This is a genomic window from Kaistia adipata DSM 17808, assembly GCF_000423225.1.
GTDB classification, from domain to species: domain Bacteria; phylum Pseudomonadota; class Alphaproteobacteria; order Rhizobiales; family Kaistiaceae; genus Kaistia; species Kaistia adipata.
The window spans coordinates 1208889-1232090 of record NZ_KE383991.1 but is presented as its reverse complement, the minus strand read 5'-3'; the positions used below and the strand labels follow the sequence as shown (position 1 = coordinate 1232090).

Below are 23202 nucleotides of genomic sequence, written 5' to 3'. Positions count from 1 at the left end.
GGCCCGGTTCGTCGGTCGTATGGAGGTGCGGCCAGCGATCCGCGACGCGGAGGGCAGCGACCTTCCGTGGCGCATGTCGCCAAGGGGAGGGGACGGATGCCCGACTACATCATCGTCGGCGCGGGATCGGCCGGCTGTGTCCTGGCCGCCCGGCTGACCGAGGACCCGGATGTCTCTGTGCTGCTGCTCGAGGCGGGTCCGCGCGACACCGACCGCTACATCCACATGCCGGTCGGCTTCTTCAAGATCTCGGCCGGTCCGCTGTCCTGGGGCTACGAGACGGAGCCCGGCCGCGTCACCGGGCACAGCATTCCCTATCCGCAGGGCCGCGTTCTCGGCGGCGGCAGTTCGATCAACGCGCAGGTCTTCACCCGCGGCTGCCCGGAAGACTACGACGCCTGGGCCGAGGAGGAGGGCTGCTCCGGCTGGTCGTTCCGCGAGATCCTGCCGCTCTTCATCCGTTCCGAGGACAACGACACCTTCGCCGGGCCCTTTCACGGCCATGGCGGCCCGCTCGGCGTTTCGAGCGGCACGCCGCATCCGCTGACACGCGCCTTCGTGCAGGCGGCGCAGGAGGCGGGGCTGCCGTTCACGCCCGATTTCAACGGCTTGCGCCAGGCCGGCACCGGCTACTACCAGACGACGACGCGCGGCGGCCGGCGCTGCAGCACGGCGGTCGGATACCTGAAGCCGGTGCTCGGCCGGCCCAACCTCACGGTGCGCACCGGCGTGATGACGCGGCGTATCGTGATCGAAAACGGCCGCGCGGTCGGCGTCGAGATCGTGTCCGGGGACGGAGCAGGCGAGGTGGTGCGGGCCGAGCGCGAAGTGCTGGTCTGCGCCGGCGCGATCGGCTCGCCGAAGCTCCTGATGCTCTCCGGCATCGGCCCGGCGGCGCACCTCGCCGAGCACGGCATAGCCGTCATCCATGACCTGCCGGGGGTCGGGCAGAACCTGCAGGACCACACCAATATCGACGTCGTCTTCGAGCTGACGGGCCCCTACAGCTACGACAAGTACAAGAAGCCGCACTGGAAGCTGCTCGCCGGCCTCGAATATCTCGCCTTCGGCAAGGGGCCCGTGGCTTCCAACCTCGTCGAGGGCGGCGCGTTCTGGTGGGGTGACCGGTCGGAGAAGACGCCCGACCTGCAGTTCCATTTCCTGCCCGGCGCCGGTGTCGAGAAGGGCGTCGGCAGCGTGCCCGGCGGCAATGGCTGCACGCTGAACTCCTACCATCTGCGGCCGCGCTCGCGCGGCTCGGTCACGCTGCGCTCGGCCGATCCGAACGACGCGCCGCGGATCGATCCCAATGTCTTCGCCGAGCCCTATGACCTGGCGCGCGCCGTCGACGGGGTGAAGATCAGCCAGGAGATCATGGCGCAGGACGCCATGCGCCGCTTCATCCGCCGTGAGCATATTCCCGGCCCCGGCGTGCGCTCGCTCGCCGAATACCAGGACTTCGCCCGACAGGCGGCGCGCACCGCGTATCATCCGGCCGGTACCTGCCGGATGGGGCATGGCGAGGACGCGGTCGTCGATCCGGAACTCCGCGTGCACGGCATCGACGGATTGCGCGTCTGCGACAGCTCGATCATGCCGCGCCTCGTTTCCTCCAACACGAATGCGCCGACGGTGATGATCGGCGAGAGGGCGTCGGATCTGGTGCGAGGCAATCGGGCCGGCGCGCGGCAGCAGGAGCGCGACGAGGTGGCGGCGGTGTGAACCGGCATACCTTCACCTCTCCCATGGGGAGAGGTCGGCTCGAAGAGCCGGGTGAGGGGATAGGGAACCATCAGGTGAGGCCGGAACCCCTCACCCGCCGGCCTGCGGCCGTCGACCTCTTCCTCAGGGAGAGGTGATGAGCCCGCCATGTCAAGGCGAGCCCTCCCGGCGCCTCAGCGCCTTGTCGTCGCCCGCTCCGCTAGGCGGACCGGCACCATGGTGGTGACGCCGTCGGCGGGTTCCGGGCCGGCATCGGCCATGCGCGCGTGCAGGATGGCGATCGCGGCGGCGACCATGGCCTGGTGGCCATGCACGACGGTCGTGAGGTCGAACGAGCCCCAGGTGGCGGCCGGAACATCGTCATAGCCGGCGACCAGCACGTCGTCCGGCACCCGCCATCCCGCGCGTCGCAGCGCGTCGAGGGCGCCGAAGGCCATCATGTCGTTGGCGCAGAACAGCGCGTCGGGGACCATGCGCTGCTCGGTCATGGCCTGCGCGGCGGCGAGGCCGCCCTCATAGAGATAGTCGCCGCGCGCCGTCTGCACCTCGTCGAAGCCATGCGCGGCCAGCCGCTCACGAAAGCCGCGCAGGCGCTCGTCGCTGGCATAATCGCCGCGCATGCCGCCGATGAAGCCGAACGAGCGGGCGCCGCGCCGGACGAAGAGATCGGCGACCAGCGCGCCGCCGCCGGCATTGTCGGAGCAGACGGAGGAGACCCACTGGTTGCGCGCCGGGGTGTTGAAGGAGACGGTCGGGATGCGGATGCGGGCAAAGGCCTCGGCCGCTTCCTTGGTGACGACGGGGAGCGCGCTGACGATGGCGTCGACACGGTAGCTGGCGAGGCGCGGCAGCACGCCGTCGAGCGCATTGCCGCCGCCGACGCTGAACAGCAGCACCTGGTGGCCGGTCTCCTGCAGCGCCTTCGAGAAGGCGTCGACCGATGCCGCATAGAAGGCGTTGGCCGTGTCGCTGATGACGATGGCGACGAGGTCGGAGCGATGCTTGCGCAGCATGCGCGGCAGGAAGTTCGGGCTGTAGCCGAGCTGCTTCGCCGCCTCGAACACCTTGCGGCTGGTCTCTTCCGAGACGCTGGTGCCCTTGTTGAAGGCGCGCGAGACGGCCGACTGCGAGACGCCGGCAAGCCGGGCCACGTCGGTTGACGACGGATATCTGCGCGACGCTTTCATGATGGGTGACCGTGGGAGGAACCGACGGGCGCCTGCCTAGCGCCCGCCGGCCCTCGGTTCAATCGAAACGATCCTGGGCGGCGGGATCAGATCGTCTTCAGCATGCCGCCGTCGATGAAGTAGGTCGAGCCGACCGAATAGCTCGCCCGCTCGGAGCAGAGGAAGACGAAGAAGTCGGCGACCTCCTCGGGCGAGGCGAAGCGGCCGATCGGCGCGTTGGCGCGGGCGAGGTCGTCGAGATAGCCCTTCCAGTCGCCGCCCTTGTCGGCGGTCAGCTGCGTCGCCGTCTTGATCCAGTCGGGCGTCAGCACGAAGCCCGGATTGACGGCGTTGACGCGGATATTGTCCTTGATGAACTCGGTCGACATCGTCTTCGACGCCATGACGAGCGCCGCCTTGGTGACGTTGTAGATCGGCTCGTACCAGAGCGGCTGCGAGGCGCAGATCGAGGCGTTGTTGAGGATGACGCCGCCGCCGCGCCGCTTCATCGAGGGCACCAGCCCACGCGCCAGCCGGATCGCCGCCATTACGTGCAGGTCCCAGTAGAACTGCCACTTGTCGTCCGGCGCCTCCATGATCGTCTCGTTGCTGCCGGTGCCGGCATTGTTGACGAGAATGTCGGCGCCGCCGAACGCTTCCTCCGTCGCGGCGATCACCCGGTCGCAGCCGACCGCGGTCGAGACGTCGCAATCGACGGCGAGGACGGTGACCGGATGCGCGGCGACGATCTCGGCGCGCGCCGCCTCGAGCCGCTCCGCGTTGCGGGCCGCGAGGACGACATGGGTACCCTCGGCCGCGAAGCCTTTCGCGACGGCGAGGCCGATGCCGATGCTGCCCCCGGTGATGACGGCGACCTTGTCGCGCAATCCGAGATCCATGCTTTTGCTCCTTGTTCTTCAGGCAGAGGTGATGGTGAAGGTTATTTGACGATCGGGATCTTCGATCGGTCGATGGTGATGGCGACGGCCGCGACCAGCACGACGCCGAAGACGATGTTCTGGGCGAAGATGTTGACGCCAAGGAAGGTCATGCCGATGCGTACGACCGAGATGATCAGCGCGCCGACCAGAGTCCGCCAGATCGAGCCGACGCCGCCGGTGATCGAGGTGCCGCCGACGACGACCGCGGCGATCGAGGGCAGCAGCAGCTCGCTGGCGAGCGTCGGCGAGCCGCTGGCAAGGCGGCCGACCAGCACGATGCCGGCCAGCGCCGCGCAGCTCGCGGAGAGCACGAAGGCGAAGATCTTCTGCCGGTCGACCTTGACGCCGGAGGCGTAGGCGGCCGGCTCGCCGGCGCCGATCGCGGCGCTGTAGCGGCCGAACGGCGTGCGGCTCTGCAGCACATGCGCGATGGCGAGCACGATGAGCGCGATGATGACGACGTTCGGGATGCCGAAGAGGGTGCCGGTGATCCAGCCGAGATAGGCGCGCTCGCTTTCGCCGAGCGTGATCGAGCGCTCGCGCGAGGTGACGAGCGCGGCGCTGTAGAGCACGCCGCCCATCGCCAGAGTCGCGATAAAGGAGGGGATGCGCAGGCGGACATGCGCGATGCCGGAGAGCAGGCCCGCCAGCACACCGAGCCCGAAGGCGAAGACGAAGGCGGCATAGCCGTAGCGGGCGAGCGTCAGCGCCACCACGACGCTGGAAAGCGAGGCCATCGACTGGATCGACAGATCGATGCCGCCCAGCATGATGACGAAGGTGACGCCGGTCGCGAGGATGAACAGCACGGCGGTGTCGCTCGCGAGCTGCAGCAGCGTGTTCACGTCGAGGAAGGCCGGCTGGAACGTGCCGACCAGGATCACGAGGATGACCAGCGTCACGAGCGGCAGCCACTGGCGGACGCCGTCGGAGCGGAGCGTGTCGAGCATCGTGTTCATCGCGCTAGACCATGTGTCCAATGAGGTCGACCTGCTTCGGCTTGTGGCCGGGGCTGGCGTCGGTCCGGTGGGTGATCGCGCCGTCGCGCATCACCAGCACGGTGTGGCTGAGGCCGATCGTCTCCTCGAGCGTGTCGGAGGTGAGGATGACGGCGACGCCCTCGGCGGTGACGGCGCGGATCAGCTCGTAGACCTCCTCCTTGGCGCCGACGTCGAGGCCGCGCGTCGGATGGTCGAGGATCAGGATCCGAGACTGGGCGTTCAGCCATTTCGCCAGCACCACCTTCTGCTGGTTGCCGCCCGAGAGGTTGAGGCAGAGCGTGTTGATGCCGGGCGTGCGCACCTTGAGGCGCTTGACCCAGTCCTCGGCGAGCCGCCTTTCCTCGCGGGTGTCGATTAGTCCGGCGCGGGTGAGGCCGCCGAGATCGGCGAGCGTGATGTTGGCGGCGACGGGGAGGAACAGCACCAGCCCCTCGACGCGCCGTTCGCGCGGCACGTAGCCGACGCCGACATCGACCGCCTCGGCCGGCGTGCGCAGCCGGACCTCGTGCCCGTGCGCCAGCAGCCGGCCGCCGTCATGCGGCGCGAATCCGGCGAGCGTGCGGGTCAGTTCCTCGCGGCCCGAGCCGACCACGCCGGCAATGCCGAGGATCTCGCCGGCATGCAGCTTGAACGAGATGTCGCGATAGGCACCGCCGAGGCGGAGCCCGTCCAGTTCCAGCACGACCTCGTCGCGATAGGACTGCTGTAGCGGCTCGCGGTAATATTCCGCCTGCAGGCTGCGCCCGACCATCAGATGATGCAGCTGCGTGACGTCGGCCTCGGCCGCCGCGAGTTCCGCGACGACGGCGCCATCCTTCATCACATAGATGCGGTCGGAGAGCTCGAGCACCTCGTCGAGCCGGTGCGAGACGAAGATGAAGGAGGCACGCGCGCGCAGCGCCCGGACGCGGGCGAACAGGATGTCGATCTCGGCCCGTTCCAGCACCGAGGTCGGCTCGTCGAGCAGGATGACGAGATGACCGGGCGCGTTCTCCTCCAGCGTCAGCGCCTTGGCGAGCTCGACCATCTGGCGCGCGGCGAAGTCGAGGTCGTCGGCGCGGGTGCGCGGGTCGGCGTCGATCTGCACCTTGGCGAGCTGGCGGCTCGCGGCGGCATAGAGCGCGCGCCAGTCGACGATGCCGAAGCGGGTGAACTGCTTCTCGTTGCCGAGATAGATGTTCTCGCCCACCGTCAGGTTGGTCAGCAGCGACTGTTCCTGGAACACCATGCCGATGCCCTGGCTCATGGCGTCGGAGGCGCTGACGAAGCGGGTCTTGCGGCCATCGAGCAGGATGTCGCCGGAATCGGGCTGGTAGACGCCGCTCAGGATCTTCATCAGCGTCGACTTGCCGGCGCCGTTCTCGCCGACGAGGCCGACCACTTCGCCGGGGCGGATCTCGATCGAGACGTCCTTCAGCGCGTGCACGCCGGGGAAGCGCTTGTCGACATGCACGAGGGCGAGGGCGGGCGGCGATGCGGCGGTGGCGGTCGCGGTGGCGGAGGGGGCAGGGGTGAGGGGCGCGCTCATTTGACGATCCGCATGCGCTTGCGGTCGATCGACAGCGCGACCGCCGCGATGATCATCAGGCCCTGCACGCCGATCTGCACGCTGGGCGGCACGCCCATCAGCACCATGCCGTTCGCCAGCACCACGACGATCAGCACGCCGACCAGCGTCTGCAGCACGCTGCCCTGGCCGCCGGAGAGCGCCGTGCCGCCGACCACCACGGCCGTGATGGTGGTGAACAGCCGGCCCGTGCCGATCTGGGCGTTGCCGAGGCCGAGCTGGGCGGCGGCGAGCACGCCACCGACGGCGTAGAAGACACCGGCCAGCGTGAAGGCGAGGATGCGGACGCGGCCGACCGGGATGCCGGAGAGCGCCGCCAGCTCCTCGCCGCCGCCGAGCGCGTAGATGTAGCGGCCGAGCCGCGTGTAGTTCTGGATCACGAGCGCGACCAGCAGGCAGCCGAGCGCCACCCAGACACCCCAGGGAAAGCCGAGGAAGCGCTCGATCGCGAGGCCGCGGATCATCGGATCGTTGATGCGGATCGCCATGCCGCCGAGCAGCGCGTTGGCCGCGCCGACGCCGACGAACCACATGCCGAGCGTCACCATGAAGGAGGGGATCTTCAGCCGCACATGGATGACGCCGTTGGTGAAGCCGACGCCGGCGCCGACGAGGAGAACGATCAGCACGCCGAAGAGGCCGAAGGCGTTCTCGTTGGCGCCGTTGATCACCAGCATCGACAGGATGACGGCGGAGAGCGTCAGTCCGCCCTCGACCGACAGGTCGATCGAACCCATCAGGATGATGAAGGTCGCGCCCATGCCCAGCACCAGCGGGATCATCGCCGCCTGGCTGATGCGTACCAGATTGCCGAAGGTCAGGAAGTTCGGATTGATCAGCGTGATGATGCCGCAGAGCAGCACCAGCACGATCAGCGGCGCCCAGGAGGCGATGCGCCACCGGCGCCGGGCCGCCGGCATGGCGACCGGTCCGGGATTGATGGATGCGTCTGAAGTCATTGGCCTGATCGCCTCATGCGGTTCGATCGGAAGCGTCCGGGAGGCGGCGGCTGCGGCCTCCCGGCATCGCGTGGATCGCCGGCGCCGGGTCGCGGCGCCGGCGGAGGGGCGGCGTGCCCCTCCGGATCAGGTCAGTACTGGATCTGCCCGGTCACCCGGCCCCAGATGTCGTTCCAGTCCATCTTGGGCTCCGAGGCGATGTTCTCCTCGTAGAAGGCGTTGGCGTTGTCGGCGGTGATGATGACGCCCTTGCCGTAGAACTCGCGATGGTCCTTCGGCTCCTTCGACGGATCGAAGCCGCCCGTCTTCGCCTGGTAGCCGATGGAAAGGCCCATGCCGCCCTGCCAGTACGGATCCCAGGCGACGGTGCCGGCGAGCTCGCCCTTCTGGATCGCCTCGACGGCGAGCTGGATGCCGTCGATGCCAGTCACCGCCACCTTGCCGGCGCGGCCATCGGCGCGTAGCGCCTCGACGGCGGCGAGCGCCATGTCGTCATTCGCCGCCCAGATCGCGTTGATCTGGTCGCCGAACTGGGTGAGCCAGGCGTTGGTCTTCTCAAGCGCCTCGGTCGCCGACCAGTTGGCGACCTGGTAGTCGAGCAGCTTGACGTCCGGATTGGCGGCGAGCGCCTCCTCGAGGCCCTTCTTGCGCTCGATGGCGGGCACGTTGGATTCGATGCCGCCGAGCGCGACGATGCCGCCCTTGCCGCCGATCTTCTTGATCAGCGTCTCGGCCATCGCCTTGCCGTAGGGCACGCCGCTGAACGAGATGTGCGCGACATAGTTGGGATCGAAATCCCAGGGATGCAGGTCGGCCGGCTTGTTCCACTGCGTTACGACATAGGCGCCTGCCGCCTTGGCCGCCTCGACGATCGGGCGCGCGTCGGGGCTGTCGTTCGGGTCGACGTTGATGACGCAATTGCCGCCGGTCTTGGCGAGGATCGCCTTGATGTCGGCGATGCCCTTCTCGCTGTTGCCCTCGGTCACCAGCGTCACATAGTCGGCGCCGACCGACTTGGCGAAGGCCGCGCCGCCCTTGTTCCAGGTGGCGTGATAGGGGTTCGAGAGCGACCGGATCGAGTTGACGACGGTCGGCTTGTCGGCGGCGAAGGCGCGCCGGGTGATGATGGCGGGAAAGACGCTCGCCGCGCCGAGGACGCCGGCGCCCTTCAGGAGATCGCGCCGCTTGATCTGAACGCCAAGCGGACTGGAGATGAACTTATTCGCCATTGACCACTCCTCCCTGTTTAGCGCCCGGGCCGAGGTGCGCCTGTTCTCGAGGTCGTCGCCGTCCGTCCGTCCGTCTTCCCTGTGCTCACCTGTTGAAATCCGCCCCGGCGTGACGGCGTTGGCGCGCTGTCCGGCCGGAAACAAGCTGGCGGTTCCGTTTCCGGACCTTCCGCAGCGACCTGCTGTGTTTATTGGCCGTGCATAGCTATGCACGCACCCTTTTTCCTGTCAATCGGCGGTGCACCGGGGGTCGCTGTGGAGCGGCCGTGATCGGGAAATAGTAAAACTACTTTTCTGTTGAAAATCCCGTCGAGTTTCCGGCTGTGACGCCATCGCGGGCGCATCGGATGCGCGTCGCGATGGATGTAGGCTTTGTGCTGATTCCGAAGGGAATACAGCGAGATATCGATCGACATCCATCGAGCCTCGGGGCCGGAGGCGGTCGGTCGGACGCTCTCTTGCGGTTGTGTAGTAATGCTATATCCTGCCCGTCAGTTCGAGCTTTCGAGGGACCCGGCGGGGTGTTGCGACGTCGCCGGGCTGCAGGGATGGATGGAATGATCTCGGAATTGAGCGGTAGGCTGTTCATCGACGGCGCCTGGCTGGATGGCGCGGGCGCGCGGATCCCGGTCGAGAACCCGGCGACCGGCGAGGTGGTCGGCCATATCGCGTCGTCGACCGCCGCCGAGGTCAATGCCGCCGTCGCCGCGGCCCGCAAGGCGTTCCGGGGCTGGGCCGACCTCGCGCCGCGCCAGCGGGCGGCGGCGCTGAAGCGCCTCGGCACGCTGATCGCGGCCGATGCCGACCGCATGGCGCGGATCATGACGCTCGAGCAGGGCAAGCCGCTCAATGAGGCGCGTGGCGAGATCCTGAAGCTCGGCGAGGCCTGTCATTTCTACGCGGAAGAAGCGGTCCGCGTGCATGGCGAGATCATCCCGAACGACACCAACGATCATCAGAGCCTGGTGATCCGCGAGCCGATCGGCGTCGTCGGCGCCATCACGCCGTGGAACTATCCGGCCGAACTGGTCGGCTGGAAGCTGTGCGCCTCGATCGCCGCCGGCTGCACCATCGTCATCAAGCCGGCCGATCTGACGCCGTTCACGGCGCTGGCGACCGCCCAGAAGGTCGAGGAGGCCGGCATTCCGGCCGGCGTCGTCAATGTCGTCACCGGCCCCGGCTCGGTCGTCGGCCAGGCGCTGGTCGAGCACCCCGGCGTCGACAAGATCGCCTTTACCGGCTCCAGCAAGGTCGGCCTGCAGATCCAGCAATCGGCCACCACGGTGAAGCGCATGTCGCTTGAGCTCGGCGGCAACTGCCCGCTGATCGTCACCGCCTCGGCCGATCTCGACGCGGCGGTGAAGGGCGCGGCGCGGCGCTCCTTCCGCAACATGGGCCAGATCTGCATCGCCATTAACCGCGTCTATGTCGCCCGTCCGCTCTACGACGCCTTCCTCGCCAAGCTGAAGGTCGCGGCCGAGGCGCTGACCATCGGCAACGGCATCGACAAGCCGGACGCCGATCTCGGCGCCATGGCGTCGGCCGCTCCGCTCGCCAAGACGCGCGAGCATCTCGCCGATGCGCTCGCCAAGGGCGCCAGGCTGGTGGCCGGCGGCGCGGCGCCGGAAGGCGAGGCGTTCGCGCGCGGCCATTTCTTCCGGCCGACGGTGGTCGCGGATTGCACGCATGCCATGAAGGTGATGACCGAGGAGACGTTCGGGCCACTGATCGGCGTGATGCCGTTCGACGGGCTCGACGAGGCGATCACCCACGCCAACGACACGCCCTATGGTCTCGCCTCCTATGTCTACGCCAAGGACATGGACGAGGTGCGCTACCTGACGACGCGCCTCGACTACGGCAATGTCGCCGTCAACAATGTCGATGCCGGCGTGATGAACGCGCCCTATGGCGGCCGCAAGCAGAGCGGCGTCGGCTACGAGCACGGCCGCGAGGGCATGCTGGAGTACATGAACTTCAAGCATATCCGCGTCCGCACCGACGATCCCAAGGGGCGCTAGGCCATGGCACTCGCCCTTCTCGGGATCGATATCGGCACCTCCGGCTGCAAGGCGCTGCTGATCGACGCGGCCGGCGCCGTGCTGGCCAGCCACACCGCGACCTATGGCCTGGCGCAGCCGCGGCCCGGCTGGACCGAGCAGGATCCGGCGCTCTGGATCGAGGGCGCGCGGCAGGCCGTCGCCGGCGTCCTGGCCGCACGGCCGGATGTCGAGCTGGCGGCGATCGGCCTCTCCGGCCAGATGCACGGCCTGACGCCGCTCGACGAGGCGCATCGCGTGCTGCGGCCGGCGCTGCTCTGGAACGATCAGCGCAACGGCGCCGAATGCGCCGAGATCACCGAGCGGGCCGGCGGGCTGGAGGGGCTGCTGCGGCTCACCAACAACCGCATGCTGGTCGGCTATACCGGCGGCAAGATCCTCTGGATGCGCAATCACGAGCCGGACCTCTACGGCCGCGTCCGCCATATCCTCAACCCGAAGGACTATCTGCGCCTGGTGCTGACGGGCGAGCTCGCCACCGAGGTCTCGGATGCGTCCGGCACCGGCCTGTTCGATGTCCGCAAGCGGGCCTGGTCGGCGCCGCTGCTCGAGCGGCTCGACATCGATCCGGCGCTCTTGCCCGACTGCAATGAATCGCAGGTCGTCACCGGCCGGATCAGCCGCGTGGGCGCGGAACTCTTCGGCCTGCCGGAGGGCGTGCCCGTCGTCGGCGGCGGTGGCGACAGCGTGATCCAGACGCTCGGCTCCGGCGTGATGCGGCCTGGCGAGCTGCAGACGACGATCGGCACCGCCGGCATCGTCGCCAGCGCGCTCGAAACGCCGATGGACAATCCGGACGGTCGGCTGCAGGTGTTCTGCAACGTGGCGCCGGAGAGCTGGCACTGCATGGGCGTCTCGCTCAATGCCGGCGGCGCGATGTCGTGGTTCCGCGATCTCGTGGCCGGTTTTTCGCGCGATGCCGGCGCGCTCTCCTTCGACGAGATCGTGGCGCGGGCGGAGCGGAGCCCGGCCGGGGCGAAGGGGCTGTTTTTCGTGCCGTACCTCTATGGCGAACGCTGCCCGCATCCCGATCCCTTGGCGCGCGGCGCTTTCGTCGGCCTGACCGCCCGGCACGATCCCGGCGACATGGCGCGCGGCGTCATGGAGGGCGTCACCCATGCGCTGCGCGACATTCACGGCCTGATGCAGAAGGCCGGCCTGCGGCACAGCGTGATCAAGGCATCGGGCGGTGGCGCGCGCTCGGCGCTCTGGCGTCAGATGCAGGCCGACCTGTTCGACTGCGAGGTGGTGACGACCGAGGGTGCGGCCGAGGGCGGCGCGTTCGGCGCGGCGCTGGTCGCCGGCGTCGGCATCGGTGTTTGGCCGGATGCGCGGTCGGCGGCGCTGGTCTGCAAGCCGTTGACCCGGCAGGCGCCGGATGCCGCCGCCGGCGAAACGCTCCGCCAGGCATTTGCAATCTTCGAGGGCCTCTATCCGGCATTGTCGCAGAGCTTCGCGGCGATCTCGGATGCGGCGCTCGATCGGTGACAGCGGCAAAGAGGCCGACATGACGAATTCGCCGCCCGTCTACAGGGCGCTCATCTTCGATCTCGACGGCACGCTGATCGACAGCGCGCCCGACATCGCCGCCGCCGTGAACGCCTATCTCGCGGCGCAGGGCTGGCCGACGCAGGAGACCGCCTTCGTCGAGCGCTTCATCGGCAATGGCCCGCGCCGGCTGCTGCTCGACATGTTCGTCGAACTCGGCCTGCCCAGCGACGACGCGACGGTGACGGCGGCCCATGCCGCCTATCTCGCCAACTACGCCGAGGCGCCGGCAAGGCTGACGAAATTCTATCCTCATGTCCGCGAGGATCTGGCGGCGCTCCGCGACGCCGGCTTCCGGCTCGGCATCTGCACCAACAAGCCGCATGAGCTGACGCTCCGGATTCTCGGCCTTCTCGGCATCGCGCCGCTGTTCGACGCCGTGCTCGGCGCCGACGCCGTGCCGGCCTGCAAGCCCGATCCGGGGCATCTCCTGGCCGTCGCGCGGCAAATGGGGCTCGCCGAAGGCGACTGGGCCTATGTCGGCGACACGACGGTCGATCAGGCGACAGCGGTCGGCGCCGGGGCGCCGTTCTTCGTCGTGCCCTGGGGCGGCGGCTCGTTGGTGCCGGCGGCGCCCGAACAGCGCTTGACCCGGCTCGCCGACCTGCTGGCATATCGGCGGATCCACCAGGAAAGCTGACATGTCGACCAACAGCCTGCTGCAGCGCATTCTCCAGGAACATGACCGGATGGGGCCGGCCGAGCAGCGGCTCGGCGACTTCGTCAAGGCCCATCCCGGCAAGGTCATCCACATGAGCATGGCGCGGCTGTCGCAGGAGTGCGATGTCAGCGACCCCACCGTGATGCGCTTCTGCCGGCGCTTCGGCTTCGAGGGCTACCAGGACTTCAAGCTCAATCTGGCGCAGAGCCTCGTTCCCTCGGCGCCCTTTGCCTATGAGCAGATCGTGCCGGGCGACTCGATCGAGAGCATCGTCCGCAAGACGGCGCGCAACTCGCTGAACGCCATCCAGCGGGCGCTCGAGGATCTGCTGCCGCAGCAGATCGAGGAGGGCGCCAAGCTGCTGCAGGAGGCGAGCTGGATCGGCATCTACGCGACCGGCATTTCCGAGGTGACGGCGATCGACGCCGAGCACAAGTTCCAGCGCCTCGGCATGCGCTGCGCGGCAGTCATCGGCCGCAAGAAGCAATGGCTGCACGCGGAGGCCTCGCGCCCCAACGAGGTGGCGCTGATCTTCTCGCAGTCTGGCCACACCAAGCAGATGATCGAGCTCGCCATCGCCGCCCGCTCGGGCGGCGCCCGCGTCGTCTCGATCACCGCCGCCGACAGCCCGCTCGCCCGCGTCTCCGACGTGCTGATCGCCGTGACGCCTTATGACCGCACCGAACTGCTGACGCCGCTCGCCTCGCGCCTCAACCACCATCTGGTGATCAACATGCTGGTGACCTCGATCGCCGTCACCAGCGGCAGCGAGTTCCCGGACCAGCTGCCGGCGCTCGATTCCTGGCAGACCGACAAGATCTGATGCCCTTTTTCCCGCGTTTCGAGGACATGCAATGACCGCCCAGAATGAAGCCAAGAAGCTTGCCGGCCGCCGCGTGATCGAGGAGTTCGTGCGCGACGGCATGAAGCTCGGCCTCGGCTCCGGCACCACCTCCCACTTCTTCGTGCGCGAGCTTGGCAAGCATGTCGCAGAGGGGCTGCGCGTCACCTGCACGACGACGTCGCGCGCCACCAACGACGTCGCCCGCGAGGTCGGCATCAAGATCACCGATCCGAACGAGATCGGCGAGATCGACCTGACCGTCGACGGTCCGGACGAGATCGACCGCCAGTTCCGCATGATCAAGGGCGGCGGCGCCTGCCTGCTCTGGGAGAAGATCGTCGCCCATGCTTCGAAGCGGATGATCACCGTCTGCGACGAGACCAAGATCGTCGATCAGCTCGGCGGCTTTCCGCTGCCGATCGAAGTGGTGCAGTTCGCCTGGAAGCAGACCGAGCGGATGGTCGCCGGCCTGCTCGTAGAGCAGGGCATCGAGGGTGCGGTGATCACTCGCCGGATGCATGACGGCCAGCCGATCGTCACCGATTCCGGCAACTTCATCCTCGATTGCCGCTGCGTTGCCATTCCCGCTCCGGAATCGCTCGAGATCGAGCTCAATCGCATCCCGGGCGTGGTCGAGAACGGCCTGTTCACGCGCGAGTCGCAGGGCATGGTGGTGGGCTGCTTCGACGGCACCGCCTATGTCGCCATGCGGTGATGTAGTAAAACAAACATTCCGGCCGGCGGGAGGTATCGCCGTGCCGTTTCATCCGTCCCGCCGCGAGCGGGGCGGGAGCTGCCGATATTTGAATTAATTCTTGGTTCGAACGTCGGCTATTCATGAATTCTGTGTGTTTTACGAGCAGTCGGGCCAGGAATGACCGGCGGCGTGGCATTGACAGTCGATGCCGATGTAGTGAAACTAGATTGCATTCCAATCGGCAGGGACACGGGAGCCGAATGGGAATTGGGAGGATCAAGTGACCAGTGTGAACAATCTCAGCCGCCGCGGCCTGCTCAAGGCCGGCGCGGCGCTCGGTGTCGGCACGATGTTGGGCGGCGGCGCCGCCATGGCGGCCGACCGCGTCTTCGTGCCCTACAGTAACAAGAGCCTCGATTACTACTTCTTCGTCATCCAGGAAGAAGCAGTGAAGCGCGCTGTACAGGCGAATTCCTGGGAGTTCCAGGCAACCAACGCCAATTTCGACAATACGCGCCAGCTGGAGCAGTGGCAGAGCCTGATGCTCTCCGACCCCTCCGCAATCATCAGCGACCCGATCGACAGCCAGGCGATCGTCAGCGCGATCCGCCGCTACAACCAGAAGGGCATTCCGGTCGGCATCATCGACACGCCGGCCGATGGCGGCGACGTCGCCATCACCGTTTCCTTCGACAACTACATCGGCGGCCAGATGGCGGCGCAGGAGATCATCAAGCGCCTGACCGCCAAGTATGGCAGCCCGAAGGGTACGGTGCTGAACTGCTTCGGCGCGCTGCAGAGCGTCGCCTGGCGCCTGCGCAAGGAAGGCATGGACGCCGAGTTCGCCAAGTATCCGGAGATCAAGTACCTGGCCCGCCCGACCGAGGGCGCGCTCGACCAGATGCTGGCGGTGACGCTGTCGACCCTGTCGGAATTCCCCGATCTCGACGCCGTTCACGCCCCGTCCGACTCGCCCTCGCGCGGCATCGTCACGGCGCTGCAGCAGAAGGGCCGCTGGAAGAAGGTCGGCGAGGAAGGCCACGTCATCTTCGTCAACATCGACGGCGAGCCGGTCGCGCTGAAGTGGATCCAGGACGGCTACATGGACGCCTGCGTCTCGCAGGATCCGATCGCCTATGGCCAGATCGCGGTCGAGATGCTCGGCACCTACGCGATGAAGGGCCAGCCGGTGCCGATCGGCCCCTACGAGAACAAGAAGTACTTCTGGGAAAAGGGCGAGATCGTCGCCGGCAAGACCGGTCCGACGCTCATCATTCCGCCCTTCGTGATTGACCAGTCCAACGCCGCCGATCCGCGCCATTGGGGCGCGATCGCGGAAATCGACTGGAAGATCCCCTACACCTAGGCAAAGCTGGCGTCGCGCCCTTCCGGGTGCGACGCCGCCCGATGCCGCGCCGCGCCGAGGCGCGGAGGATCCGATCAAGACAGGAGACGCGCGTGACGGTGCCGATGACAGCCGGATCGCAGGCCGCGGACGACTACGTCCTCCGGGTGGAGAATCTCGGCAAGGTCTATGGCGGCGCGATCGCGCTGCGTGATGTCAGCCTCGCCATCCGGCGCGGAACCATCCATGGCCTGCTCGGCGAGAACGGCGCCGGCAAGAGCACGCTGGTCGGCCTGATTTCCGGGCAGCGCCAGCCGAGCTCGGGCACGATCTATCTGAACGGCGAGCCGCTTGCCCATTCCGACGTCCAGAAGATGGAGGAGGCGGGGGTCTTCCTGGTCACCCAGGAGCCGATGATCATCGATCACCTGAGCGCGGCCGAGAACCTGATGCTGGGCATCTGGCCCCGCCGCTTCGGCTTCGTGAACTGGCGCAAGCTCAAGGCCGACGCCGCCCGCATGCTGGAAGGTACCGGCATCGATGGCGCGATGCGCGCCGGCGCGCTCGACGCTGTTGCGCGGCGCAAGCTCAATATCCTGCGCGCCATGTTCAGCGGCGGCAAGGTCATCATCCTCGACGAGCCGACGGCCGCGCTGACCGTCGAGGACCGCGTCCAGCTCTTCGATTTCATGCGCCGGCTGAAGGCCGACGGCGTCACCTTCATCTTCATCTCGCACTACAATGACGAGATCCTCGACATCTGCGACGCCGTCTCGGTGCTGCGCGACGGCGCGCTCGCTGGCGGCTCGGAGGATGTCGGCAGCCTGAGTTCGGCGCAATTGTCCGAACTGGTGCTGGGGCGCGGGCTCGTGCTGTTCCAGCGCGAGCGGCGGAGCTTCCCGGCCGATGCGCCCGCCGTCGAGCTGCGCGACATCGCCGGCTCCGGCGTGCGCGTGCCGGCGCTCGACCTCCGGCCCGGCGAGGTGGTCGGCTTCACCGGCCTGCCCGGCGCCGGCGCCAAGGAACTGGCGCGCTGCATCTTCGGGCTGGTGCCGGTCGAATCCGGGACCATCCGCTTCGCCGACGGCGCCGCGCCGCAGGCGCTGCCGGCCTCGCCGCGCGACGCGTTCGCCTCGGGCATCGCCTTCCTCTCCGACGATCGCCGCCGCGATGGCGCGATCGGCCAGATGTCGATCGGCGCCAACATCTCGCTCTCGTCGCTCGATGCCGTCGCCCGTTCCGGCTTCCTGAGCAAGGACGCCGAACTGGCGCTTTCGGAACGCTATTTCGCCGCCATGGGCATCAAGGCGCCGTCACCCGCCGTCGCGGTCGACACGCTCTCCGGCGGCAACCAGCAGAAGGTCTGCCTCGGCCGCGTTCTGGCGACCAAGCCGCGACTGCTGATCCTCGACGAGCCGACGCGCGGCATCGATGTCGGCGTCAAGCAGGACGTGCTGCGCATCGTCGACGAACTGAGCCGGACCGGCGTGGCGGTGATCATCGTGTCGACGGATACGGACGAGATCACCCGCGCCGTCGACCGGGTCTGCATTTTCGAGAATGGCACGATCGCCCGCGAACTGACGGGCGACGCAATAACCAATGACAGGCTCCGTGGCCTCCCGTCGAGCTAGGGACCGGATTGCGGTCCCCCGGCCGGCGGCCATGGATGCCCTGTTGAGAGCGAGGAAATGATGAGCCGCACGATGACCGTTGCCGCCAAGACTACGTCCCCGGCGAGCCAGAAGGCGGGCGACCGCTCGGTGCTCGGCTGGGTCCTGCACAATGTCGTCTGGATCTGGCTGATCGCGCTCGTCGTGATCTTCGGCCTGTTCAACCAGTTCTTCTTCACCGTCAACAACATGCAGAACATCATGGTGCAGGCCACCGTGCTCGGCATGCTGGGCCTGGCGGTGGCGCTGCCGCTTTTGGTCGCCGAGATCGATCTGTCGCTGCCGGCCAATCTCGGCTTCTCGTCGGCGATCGGCGCCATGGCCTATTCCGACTGGGGCGTGCCGTGGTTCCCCGGCATGCTGATCGGCGTCGGCGTCGCCACCTTCATCGGCTTCTTCAACGGCCTCTGCATCACCAAGCTCCGGATGGTGTCGCTGATCCAGACGCTGTCGATGATGATCATCCTGCAGGGCGCGCTGCTGGCGCTGACCCAGGGCCGGACCATCACCAATCTGTCGGACGGCTATATCTGGATCGGGCAGGCGACCATCGGCGGCTGGCCGATCATGCCGTTCATCTTCGTCGTCGCACTGGTCGGGGTCGGCATCCTGCTGACGCGGACCGTGTTCGGACGCCGCGTCTACGCCGTCGGCGGCAATCCGGTCGCCTCCAACTCGGCCGGCATCCGCGTCGATACCGTCAAGATCCTGACCTACACGCTGGCCGGCTTCCTGGCGGGCATCGCCGGCTTCCTGCTGGCCTCCTGGCAGATGGCGATCACCTCGAACCAGGGCTCGAGCTATCTGCTCTACGCCATTGCCGCGCCGATCATCGGCGGCGTCAGCGTGTTCGGCGGCCGTGGCAATGTGATCGGCGTGCTGGGCGGCGTGCTGCTCCTTACCGTCATCCAGGTCGGTCTCGCCATCATCTCGGTGCCGTCCTTCTATGTCGGCATGATCGGCGGCTTCATGATCTTCGTCGCGGTCGCGATCGACGCGATCCGCGTCCGCTATTTCAGCTGACCACCGGCGTCGCGGTTCGCCGCGGCGCCTGACCATTCAGGAAGGCGGCAGCCTGGCGGCGCCGCCTTCCGGCTATCCTTGCCCCGCAGAAGACCAAAAGGTGCGCGGGGCGCCGGCCTGGCGAGACGGAGTTGTGCGGAACGGCAGGCCGTGGCGTAGTCTCGATCCGGGGAGAGAGGGGAGGATTGCATGTTCGTGACGCCCGAGGGCGAACGCGTGCTGATCGTCGACGGCCACACCCATCTTTGGGACGGGCGTCCGACGAACTGGCGCAACGATTACGGCCGGACCTTCATCGATACGTTCTGGAGCGGCCATGTCGGCTTCACGCCGCCCGACAAGCGCTGGAACCAGGACAATTTCCGCTACTACGGCGTCGAGAAATCGGCGCGCGACCTGTTCGTCGACGGCTATTGCGACGCCGCTATCATGTTGCCGGTCGATCTGCGCGAGTTCTACAACGAGGGCTTCAATACCACCGAGCAGTGCAGCGCGCTGAAGGCGCTCTGCCCGGACCGCGTCGTTCTGAACGGGCGCATCGATCCGCGCGAGGGCGCGCGCGGCCTCGCCCGGCTCGAGCGGGATCACGACCGTTTCCGCTTCAAGGGCGTCAAGCTCTACACCGGTGAGTGGAACGGCAATTCGCGTGGCTACCGCCTCTCGGACGATTTCGTCCGGCCCTATCTCGAGAAATGCCGCGAGCTCGGCATCGGCATCCTCCATGTCCACAAGGGGCCGACGACGCATCCGCTCGACTACGACGCCTTCGATGTCCGCGACGTCGATCAGGTGGCGACCAGCTTCCCGGATTTGAAATTCGTCATCGATCATTGCGGCATGCCGCGCATTGACGATTTCTGCGCTGTCGCCGGCCAGGAGCCGAACGTCTATGGCGGGCTGGCGCTGGTCACCTCGTTCATCCGCGCCCGGCCGCGCCATTTCAAGCAGATGCTCATCGACCTTCTCTGGGGTGTCGGGCCGGATCGGCTGATCTTCGGGTCGGACTATGCGATCACCAGCCCGGACTGGATCGTCGAGGCCTTCATGGCGTTCGAGCTGGACGAAGCGGAAACGACCGAGGCCGGCCATGCGCTCGATCTCGCGGCGAAGCGCAAGATCCTCGGCCTGAACGCGGCGAAGCTCTATGGCCTCGACGTCGACGCGCTTCTCGCGCTCCCGCCGGTGACTGTGCCGGCAGGGCAGGCGCGCGATGCGGCCGAGTGAGCCGGTCGGACGGGGTATGACCGACCCCGCAGCGGCGGGCGGCGGGATCGCCGCGGCGACGAAGGCGGCCCGGATCGGCGATGTGCGGGCCCGGCTCGACCAGATCCGCGATCCCGAGCTCGACGAGCCCGTGACCGCCATGGGCTTCATCCAGGCGATCGAGATCGCCGGAGACGACGTCCGCGTGATGTTCCAACTGCCGACGGCGTGGTGCGCGGCCAATTTCGCCTATCTCATGGCGGTCGACATGAAGGCGGCCGTCGCAGCGCTGCCCTGGGTCGCATCGGTCGAGATCGTGCTTCTGGAGCATTTCGCCGCCCGCCGCATCAACGAGGCGGTCGGGCAGGATCTCTCCTTCGTCGCGGCGTTTCCGCAGAAGGCCGAGGCCGAGCTGGACGATCTCCGGCAGACCTTTCTGGAAAAGGCCTTCCTGGCCCGCCAGCATGCCGTGCTCGCAGCGCTCTCGAAGCCGGTGGCAATACTGGCGGCCGATTGGTCGATCGCGGATCTCGAGCGTCAGGCGGGCGAATCCGAGGCGCTCGGCGCGGCGGCTGCGCGCTATCTCGCCCTCCGCCGGTCGTTGCCGGGCCAGCGCGCCTTTGTCACCGCCGGCGGCGAGGCCGTCGCGGCGGCGGACTGGCCGGTCCATCTCCGGGAGATCCGCCGTACGGCGATGACGCTGGCGGCGAATGCCGAGCATTGTCGGGTGCTTGCTTCGGCGCGCACCGCATGAAGCGCACATGATGCGGCGCGGGCGGGGGAGGGGCTCGTCTGCCCTTGCGTTGGCCAGGGCGGGAAACCGGAAAAACCACCCTGTTCCCCATACCGCCACGTCCGGTTGACGCGCGCTGCATCGGGAAGGCAACCCGCGAGCGCCGTCTCGGTTCCGGCTCTTTGTTCGATCGCGGTTTCTTCACGCGAACCGGTATCCGCTTCGCTCGAAAGCGCTCCGGGAGGCCCCGCCGCCCCGCGAGGGGCGGCGGGCGCGTCCTGCAGGGCCGCGGCTTGTGCCGTCTGTCCCTGCTCCCCTGGTGCGGCGGTCATGCGGGCCGGTACACGGCCCCGAAGCGGTTTTCCAGGAAGGTCGCGAGCGGGATCGCTTCCTGCTTGATGAGCCCCTGCTGCGGCAGTTGGCCCTCGGCGAGAAGATCGAGCACGGCGCAGGCGGCCGAGGCCGTGGTGAGCTGGATGGCGCTGCAATCAATGCCATCCGCCGTGCGGTTGTAGATCTTCTTGGCGTAGATCTCCTCGACCAGCCGCCCGCCCTTCATGCCGCTGACGGTGACGAAGATGACGACGACGTCCTGGCGCGTGACCGGCAGGGCCTGCTCCAGAATGTCCTTCAGGAGGTCGCGCCGGGCGCGAAGGCGCAGGTCATGCAGCAGAAGTTTCATGATCGCCGCATGGCCGGGATAGCGCACGGTCTTGTAGTTCAGGCGCCGCACCTTGTCGGCGAGTGTCTCGCAAAGGGTGCCGAGGCCGCCCGACGTGTTGAACGCTTCGTAGAGCACGCCGTCGAGCGAGAACTCCTCGCGTTCCTCCAGCGGCGGTACGGAGACGAGCTGGCCGTCGGAGATCGCCTCGCAGGGCTCGCAATATTCGTTGATGACGCCGTCCGTGCTCCAGGTCAGGCTGTAGTTAAGCCCGTTCGAGGGAAACTGCGGCAGCGCGCCGACGCGCATGCGGATGCTGTCGAGGCTGTCGAACTGGCTGGCGATGTCGTTCGCGACGATCGAGATGAAGCCGGGCGCCAGCCCGCATTGCGGGATCAGCGCGGCGCGCGCCGTCGCCGCCATGCTCTTGACGAAGCGGGTGCTGGCGACATCCTCGGTCAGGTCGAGATAATGCACCCCATTCGCCACCGCGGCCGACGCGACGGAGGTCGTCATGTGGAAGGGGACCGCGCTCAGCACCGCGAAGCTGTCGGCGATCAGGGGGGCGAGGGCGCCGTCGGCGCCAATCTCCGCCTTGCGGGGCGTGACGCCGGCCCGCTTCGGCAGGGCGTTCAGGATCGTCTCGCTGCGGTCGACCAGGCTGACCGTGTAGTCTCCGGTTGCCGCCAGCATCGCGGCGATGGTGCTGCCGATCTTGCCGGCTCCGACGACGGTGATCTGTTTCATGACAGGGTGCCCCTTGTTCAAGGGGATTGTCCTGTCCGGACTCGCCGGTCGCCAGCGATGAAACGCTGCCGCCCCGGCATCATTCCGACGAATCGTCGGGCCGCGTCGACGCTTCGTCGGCCTCAACCCTTGTGGAAGTTCGTCGTCATGATGATCGAGCTGCGGCAGCGTTCGACGCCGGGCATGTTGATGATCTCGTCGAGCACGGCGTCGAGATCGTCCATCTGTGGCGCCTCCACCATCAGCGCGAGATCGAAATCGCCGCTCACCGTGTGGCAGGTGAGGACCTCGGGCAGCATCCGGAGACGGTCCATCACCGCCGGCTGCATGCGCTGGACCAGGCTCAGCATGACGATCGCCCGGCTGGCCTGGCTGCGCAGGGTGCGGGCGAGGATCGGCGTGTAGCCGAGGATCACGCCGTTCCGTTCGAGCCGGGCGATGCGGTCATGCACCGTCGTCCGGCCGAGCTTCAGCTTGCGTGCCAGTTCGGCGACGGAGGCGCGGGCGTTTTCCTGCAGCAACGCGACCAGCTTGCGATCGGTCGCGTCGAGCGGCGCCGCCTCCTTGGCCGCGTCGCCCGGCGATTTTGGCCCGGCCCCGGGAATCCCCATGCGTCAGTAGCCTCCCTGATAGGTCCGGCGCCGGCCCGCTCCCTGCACGAAATCGATCATGGTCAGGAAGTCGAACACGTGCCGTCCCGTCGCCTTTTGCACGGCATGAGCGTAGAGGGGAAGGTTGGAGCATTCCAGCAGGATCGCACCGATTTCCGGATGCTCGGTGACGAGCTGCACGGCGCGGTCGACCACCTCCTTCTCGACCGCCTCGGTATCGAGCGCGCCCTTCTCGTCGAGGATCGCATAGCGGAAGGCCGGAGCGTCCTGCAGGCCGGCGACATGCAGCGCGCGGGTCGGATTCGGATAGGCGAAGGAGAGCAGCTCCGGGGTCAGCCTGTCCTTGTTGGCGCAGATGACGCCGATCGAGGCATCCGGCGCCAGCGTCGACGCGATGAAGGGCAGCTGCAGCAGGCTCGACAGCATCACCGGGATGCTGAGCGCGGCGGCGACTTCCTGCTGGAAGTAGAGCATGTAGCCGCAATCGCTGGTGATCGCCTTGACGCCCATCGCCTCGAGCTTTTTCGCCGCCGCGACCACGGAAGGCGCCATCGAGCGATCGCCCTCGTTGATCAGGCTGTCGATCGTAACGTCATAGATCGTCTCGTACAGGACCGGATAGTTGTAGCTCCAGGCATTGCCGACGTCGCCGGGCGGAAATGGATTGGAGCAGGCGATCAGTAGGATGCCGATTTCATGACCATAGCTTTGGGCGTCCGGACGAACACGATAGATTCCCACGCCAATACTCCCTTATGCCTGCCCGGTGTCTCGGAAAAATGAGGCTCGCCTCAAAAGAAGGAATCCACTA

The 23202-nt window shown here is 67.5% G+C and carries 20 protein-coding genes; 11 read left to right on the top strand and 9 right to left on the bottom strand.

What is annotated here, in order from left to right:
• Positions 1 to 96 precede the first annotated feature (96 nt).
• Positions 97 to 1722, top strand: a complete 1626-nt coding sequence (locus G539_RS0118665; RefSeq protein WP_029076550.1) for a GMC family oxidoreductase — start codon at positions 97 to 99, stop codon at positions 1720 to 1722.
• A 173-nt stretch (positions 1723 to 1895) separates the two neighbouring features.
• On the opposite strand, the gene G539_RS0118660 is transcribed toward G539_RS0118665, so the two are convergent.
• The 6 genes from G539_RS0118660 to G539_RS0118635 all read right to left on the bottom strand — a co-directional run bounded on the left by G539_RS0118660 (position 1896) and on the right by G539_RS0118635 (position 8585).
• Entirely contained in the window at positions 1896 to 2873 is a 978-nt protein-coding gene (locus tag G539_RS0118660) for a LacI family DNA-binding transcriptional regulator (protein WP_169516666.1), read from the bottom strand.
• A gap of 122 nt (positions 2874 to 2995) precedes the next feature.
• Entirely contained in the window at positions 2996 to 3787 is a 792-nt protein-coding gene (locus G539_RS0118655; RefSeq protein ID WP_029076548.1) for an SDR family NAD(P)-dependent oxidoreductase, read from the bottom strand.
• 41 nt (positions 3788 to 3828) lie between these two features.
• On the bottom strand, positions 3829 to 4788 hold the full coding sequence (locus tag G539_RS0118650) for an ABC transporter permease (RefSeq protein ID WP_029076547.1): 960 nt from the start codon (positions 4786 to 4788) through the stop codon (positions 3829 to 3831).
• A 4-nt stretch (positions 4789 to 4792) separates the two neighbouring features.
• Positions 4793 to 6358 carry a sugar ABC transporter ATP-binding protein gene (locus G539_RS0118645; RefSeq protein ID WP_084640069.1) on the bottom strand — a complete coding sequence of 522 codons (1566 nt, stop codon included), beginning with the start codon at positions 6356 to 6358 and terminating at the stop codon, positions 4793 to 4795.
• Positions 6355 to 7356: an ABC transporter permease gene (locus G539_RS0118640; RefSeq protein ID WP_035831583.1), complete on the bottom strand. Its 1002-nt coding sequence runs from the start codon at positions 7354 to 7356 to the stop codon at positions 6355 to 6357. The genes G539_RS0118645 and G539_RS0118640 overlap by 4 nt, the downstream gene beginning before the upstream one ends.
• Before the next feature lie 131 nt (positions 7357 to 7487).
• Positions 7488 to 8585: a sugar ABC transporter substrate-binding protein gene (locus G539_RS0118635; RefSeq protein WP_029076544.1), complete on the bottom strand. Its 1098-nt coding sequence runs from the start codon at positions 8583 to 8585 to the stop codon at positions 7488 to 7490.
• A gap of 557 nt (positions 8586 to 9142) precedes the next feature.
• Between G539_RS0118635 and G539_RS0118630 the strand changes: the two genes are divergently transcribed.
• The 10 genes from G539_RS0118630 (at position 9143) to G539_RS25420 (ending at position 20393) form a co-directional block, all read left to right on the top strand.
• Positions 9143 to 10606, top strand: coding sequence for an aldehyde dehydrogenase family protein (locus G539_RS0118630; protein WP_156912035.1), 1464 nt, complete (start codon positions 9143 to 9145; stop codon positions 10604 to 10606).
• A gap of 3 nt (positions 10607 to 10609) precedes the next feature.
• Positions 10610 to 12133: a xylulokinase gene (gene xylB / locus G539_RS0118625; RefSeq protein ID WP_029076542.1), complete on the top strand. Its 1524-nt coding sequence runs from the start codon at positions 10610 to 10612 to the stop codon at positions 12131 to 12133.
• Between the two features lie 19 nt (positions 12134 to 12152).
• Positions 12153 to 12833: an HAD family hydrolase gene (locus G539_RS0118620; RefSeq protein ID WP_029076541.1), complete on the top strand. Its 681-nt coding sequence runs from the start codon at positions 12153 to 12155 to the stop codon at positions 12831 to 12833.
• Between the two features lies 1 nt (position 12834).
• Positions 12835 to 13677: a MurR/RpiR family transcriptional regulator gene (locus G539_RS0118615; protein WP_029076540.1), complete on the top strand. Its 843-nt coding sequence runs from the start codon at positions 12835 to 12837 to the stop codon at positions 13675 to 13677.
• A 31-nt stretch (positions 13678 to 13708) separates the two neighbouring features.
• Complete coding sequence (rpiA, locus tag G539_RS0118610; protein WP_029076539.1) at positions 13709 to 14413, top strand: ribose 5-phosphate isomerase A; 705 nt, start codon at positions 13709 to 13711, stop codon at positions 14411 to 14413.
• A 262-nt stretch (positions 14414 to 14675) separates the two neighbouring features.
• Positions 14676 to 15761 (top strand): substrate-binding domain-containing protein, encoded by a 1086-nt coding sequence (locus tag G539_RS0118605; protein WP_029076538.1) that lies wholly within the window; start codon positions 14676 to 14678, stop codon positions 15759 to 15761.
• Positions 15762 to 15853: 92 nt separating this feature from the next.
• Positions 15854 to 17374 (top strand): sugar ABC transporter ATP-binding protein, encoded by a 1521-nt coding sequence (locus tag G539_RS0118600; RefSeq protein WP_245576902.1) that lies wholly within the window; start codon positions 15854 to 15856, stop codon positions 17372 to 17374.
• Between the two features lie 60 nt (positions 17375 to 17434).
• Complete coding sequence (locus tag G539_RS0118595) at positions 17435 to 18436, top strand: ABC transporter permease (RefSeq protein WP_210162828.1); 1002 nt, start codon at positions 17435 to 17437, stop codon at positions 18434 to 18436.
• A 189-nt stretch (positions 18437 to 18625) separates the two neighbouring features.
• Entirely contained in the window at positions 18626 to 19660 is a 1035-nt protein-coding gene (locus G539_RS0118590; protein WP_029076535.1) for an amidohydrolase family protein, read from the top strand.
• Positions 19661 to 19676: 16 nt separating this feature from the next.
• Positions 19677 to 20393, top strand: a complete 717-nt coding sequence (locus G539_RS25420) for an iron-sulfur cluster assembly protein (RefSeq protein WP_051231637.1) — start codon at positions 19677 to 19679, stop codon at positions 20391 to 20393.
• 307 nt (positions 20394 to 20700) lie between these two features.
• Here the strand turns inward: G539_RS25420 and G539_RS0118580 are convergent, their stop codons facing one another.
• The 3 genes from G539_RS0118580 to G539_RS0118570 all read right to left on the bottom strand — a co-directional run bounded on the left by G539_RS0118580 (position 20701) and on the right by G539_RS0118570 (position 23132).
• Positions 20701 to 21780 carry a saccharopine dehydrogenase family protein gene (locus G539_RS0118580; RefSeq protein WP_029076534.1) on the bottom strand — a complete coding sequence of 360 codons (1080 nt, stop codon included), beginning with the start codon at positions 21778 to 21780 and terminating at the stop codon, positions 20701 to 20703.
• A 122-nt stretch (positions 21781 to 21902) separates the two neighbouring features.
• On the bottom strand, positions 21903 to 22391 hold the full coding sequence (locus G539_RS0118575; RefSeq protein WP_084640067.1) for an Lrp/AsnC family transcriptional regulator: 489 nt from the start codon (positions 22389 to 22391) through the stop codon (positions 21903 to 21905).
• A 3-nt stretch (positions 22392 to 22394) separates the two neighbouring features.
• Positions 22395 to 23132, bottom strand: coding sequence for an aspartate/glutamate racemase family protein (locus G539_RS0118570; protein ID WP_029076532.1), 738 nt, complete (start codon positions 23130 to 23132; stop codon positions 22395 to 22397).
• Between the last annotated feature and the right edge of the window lie 70 nt (positions 23133 to 23202).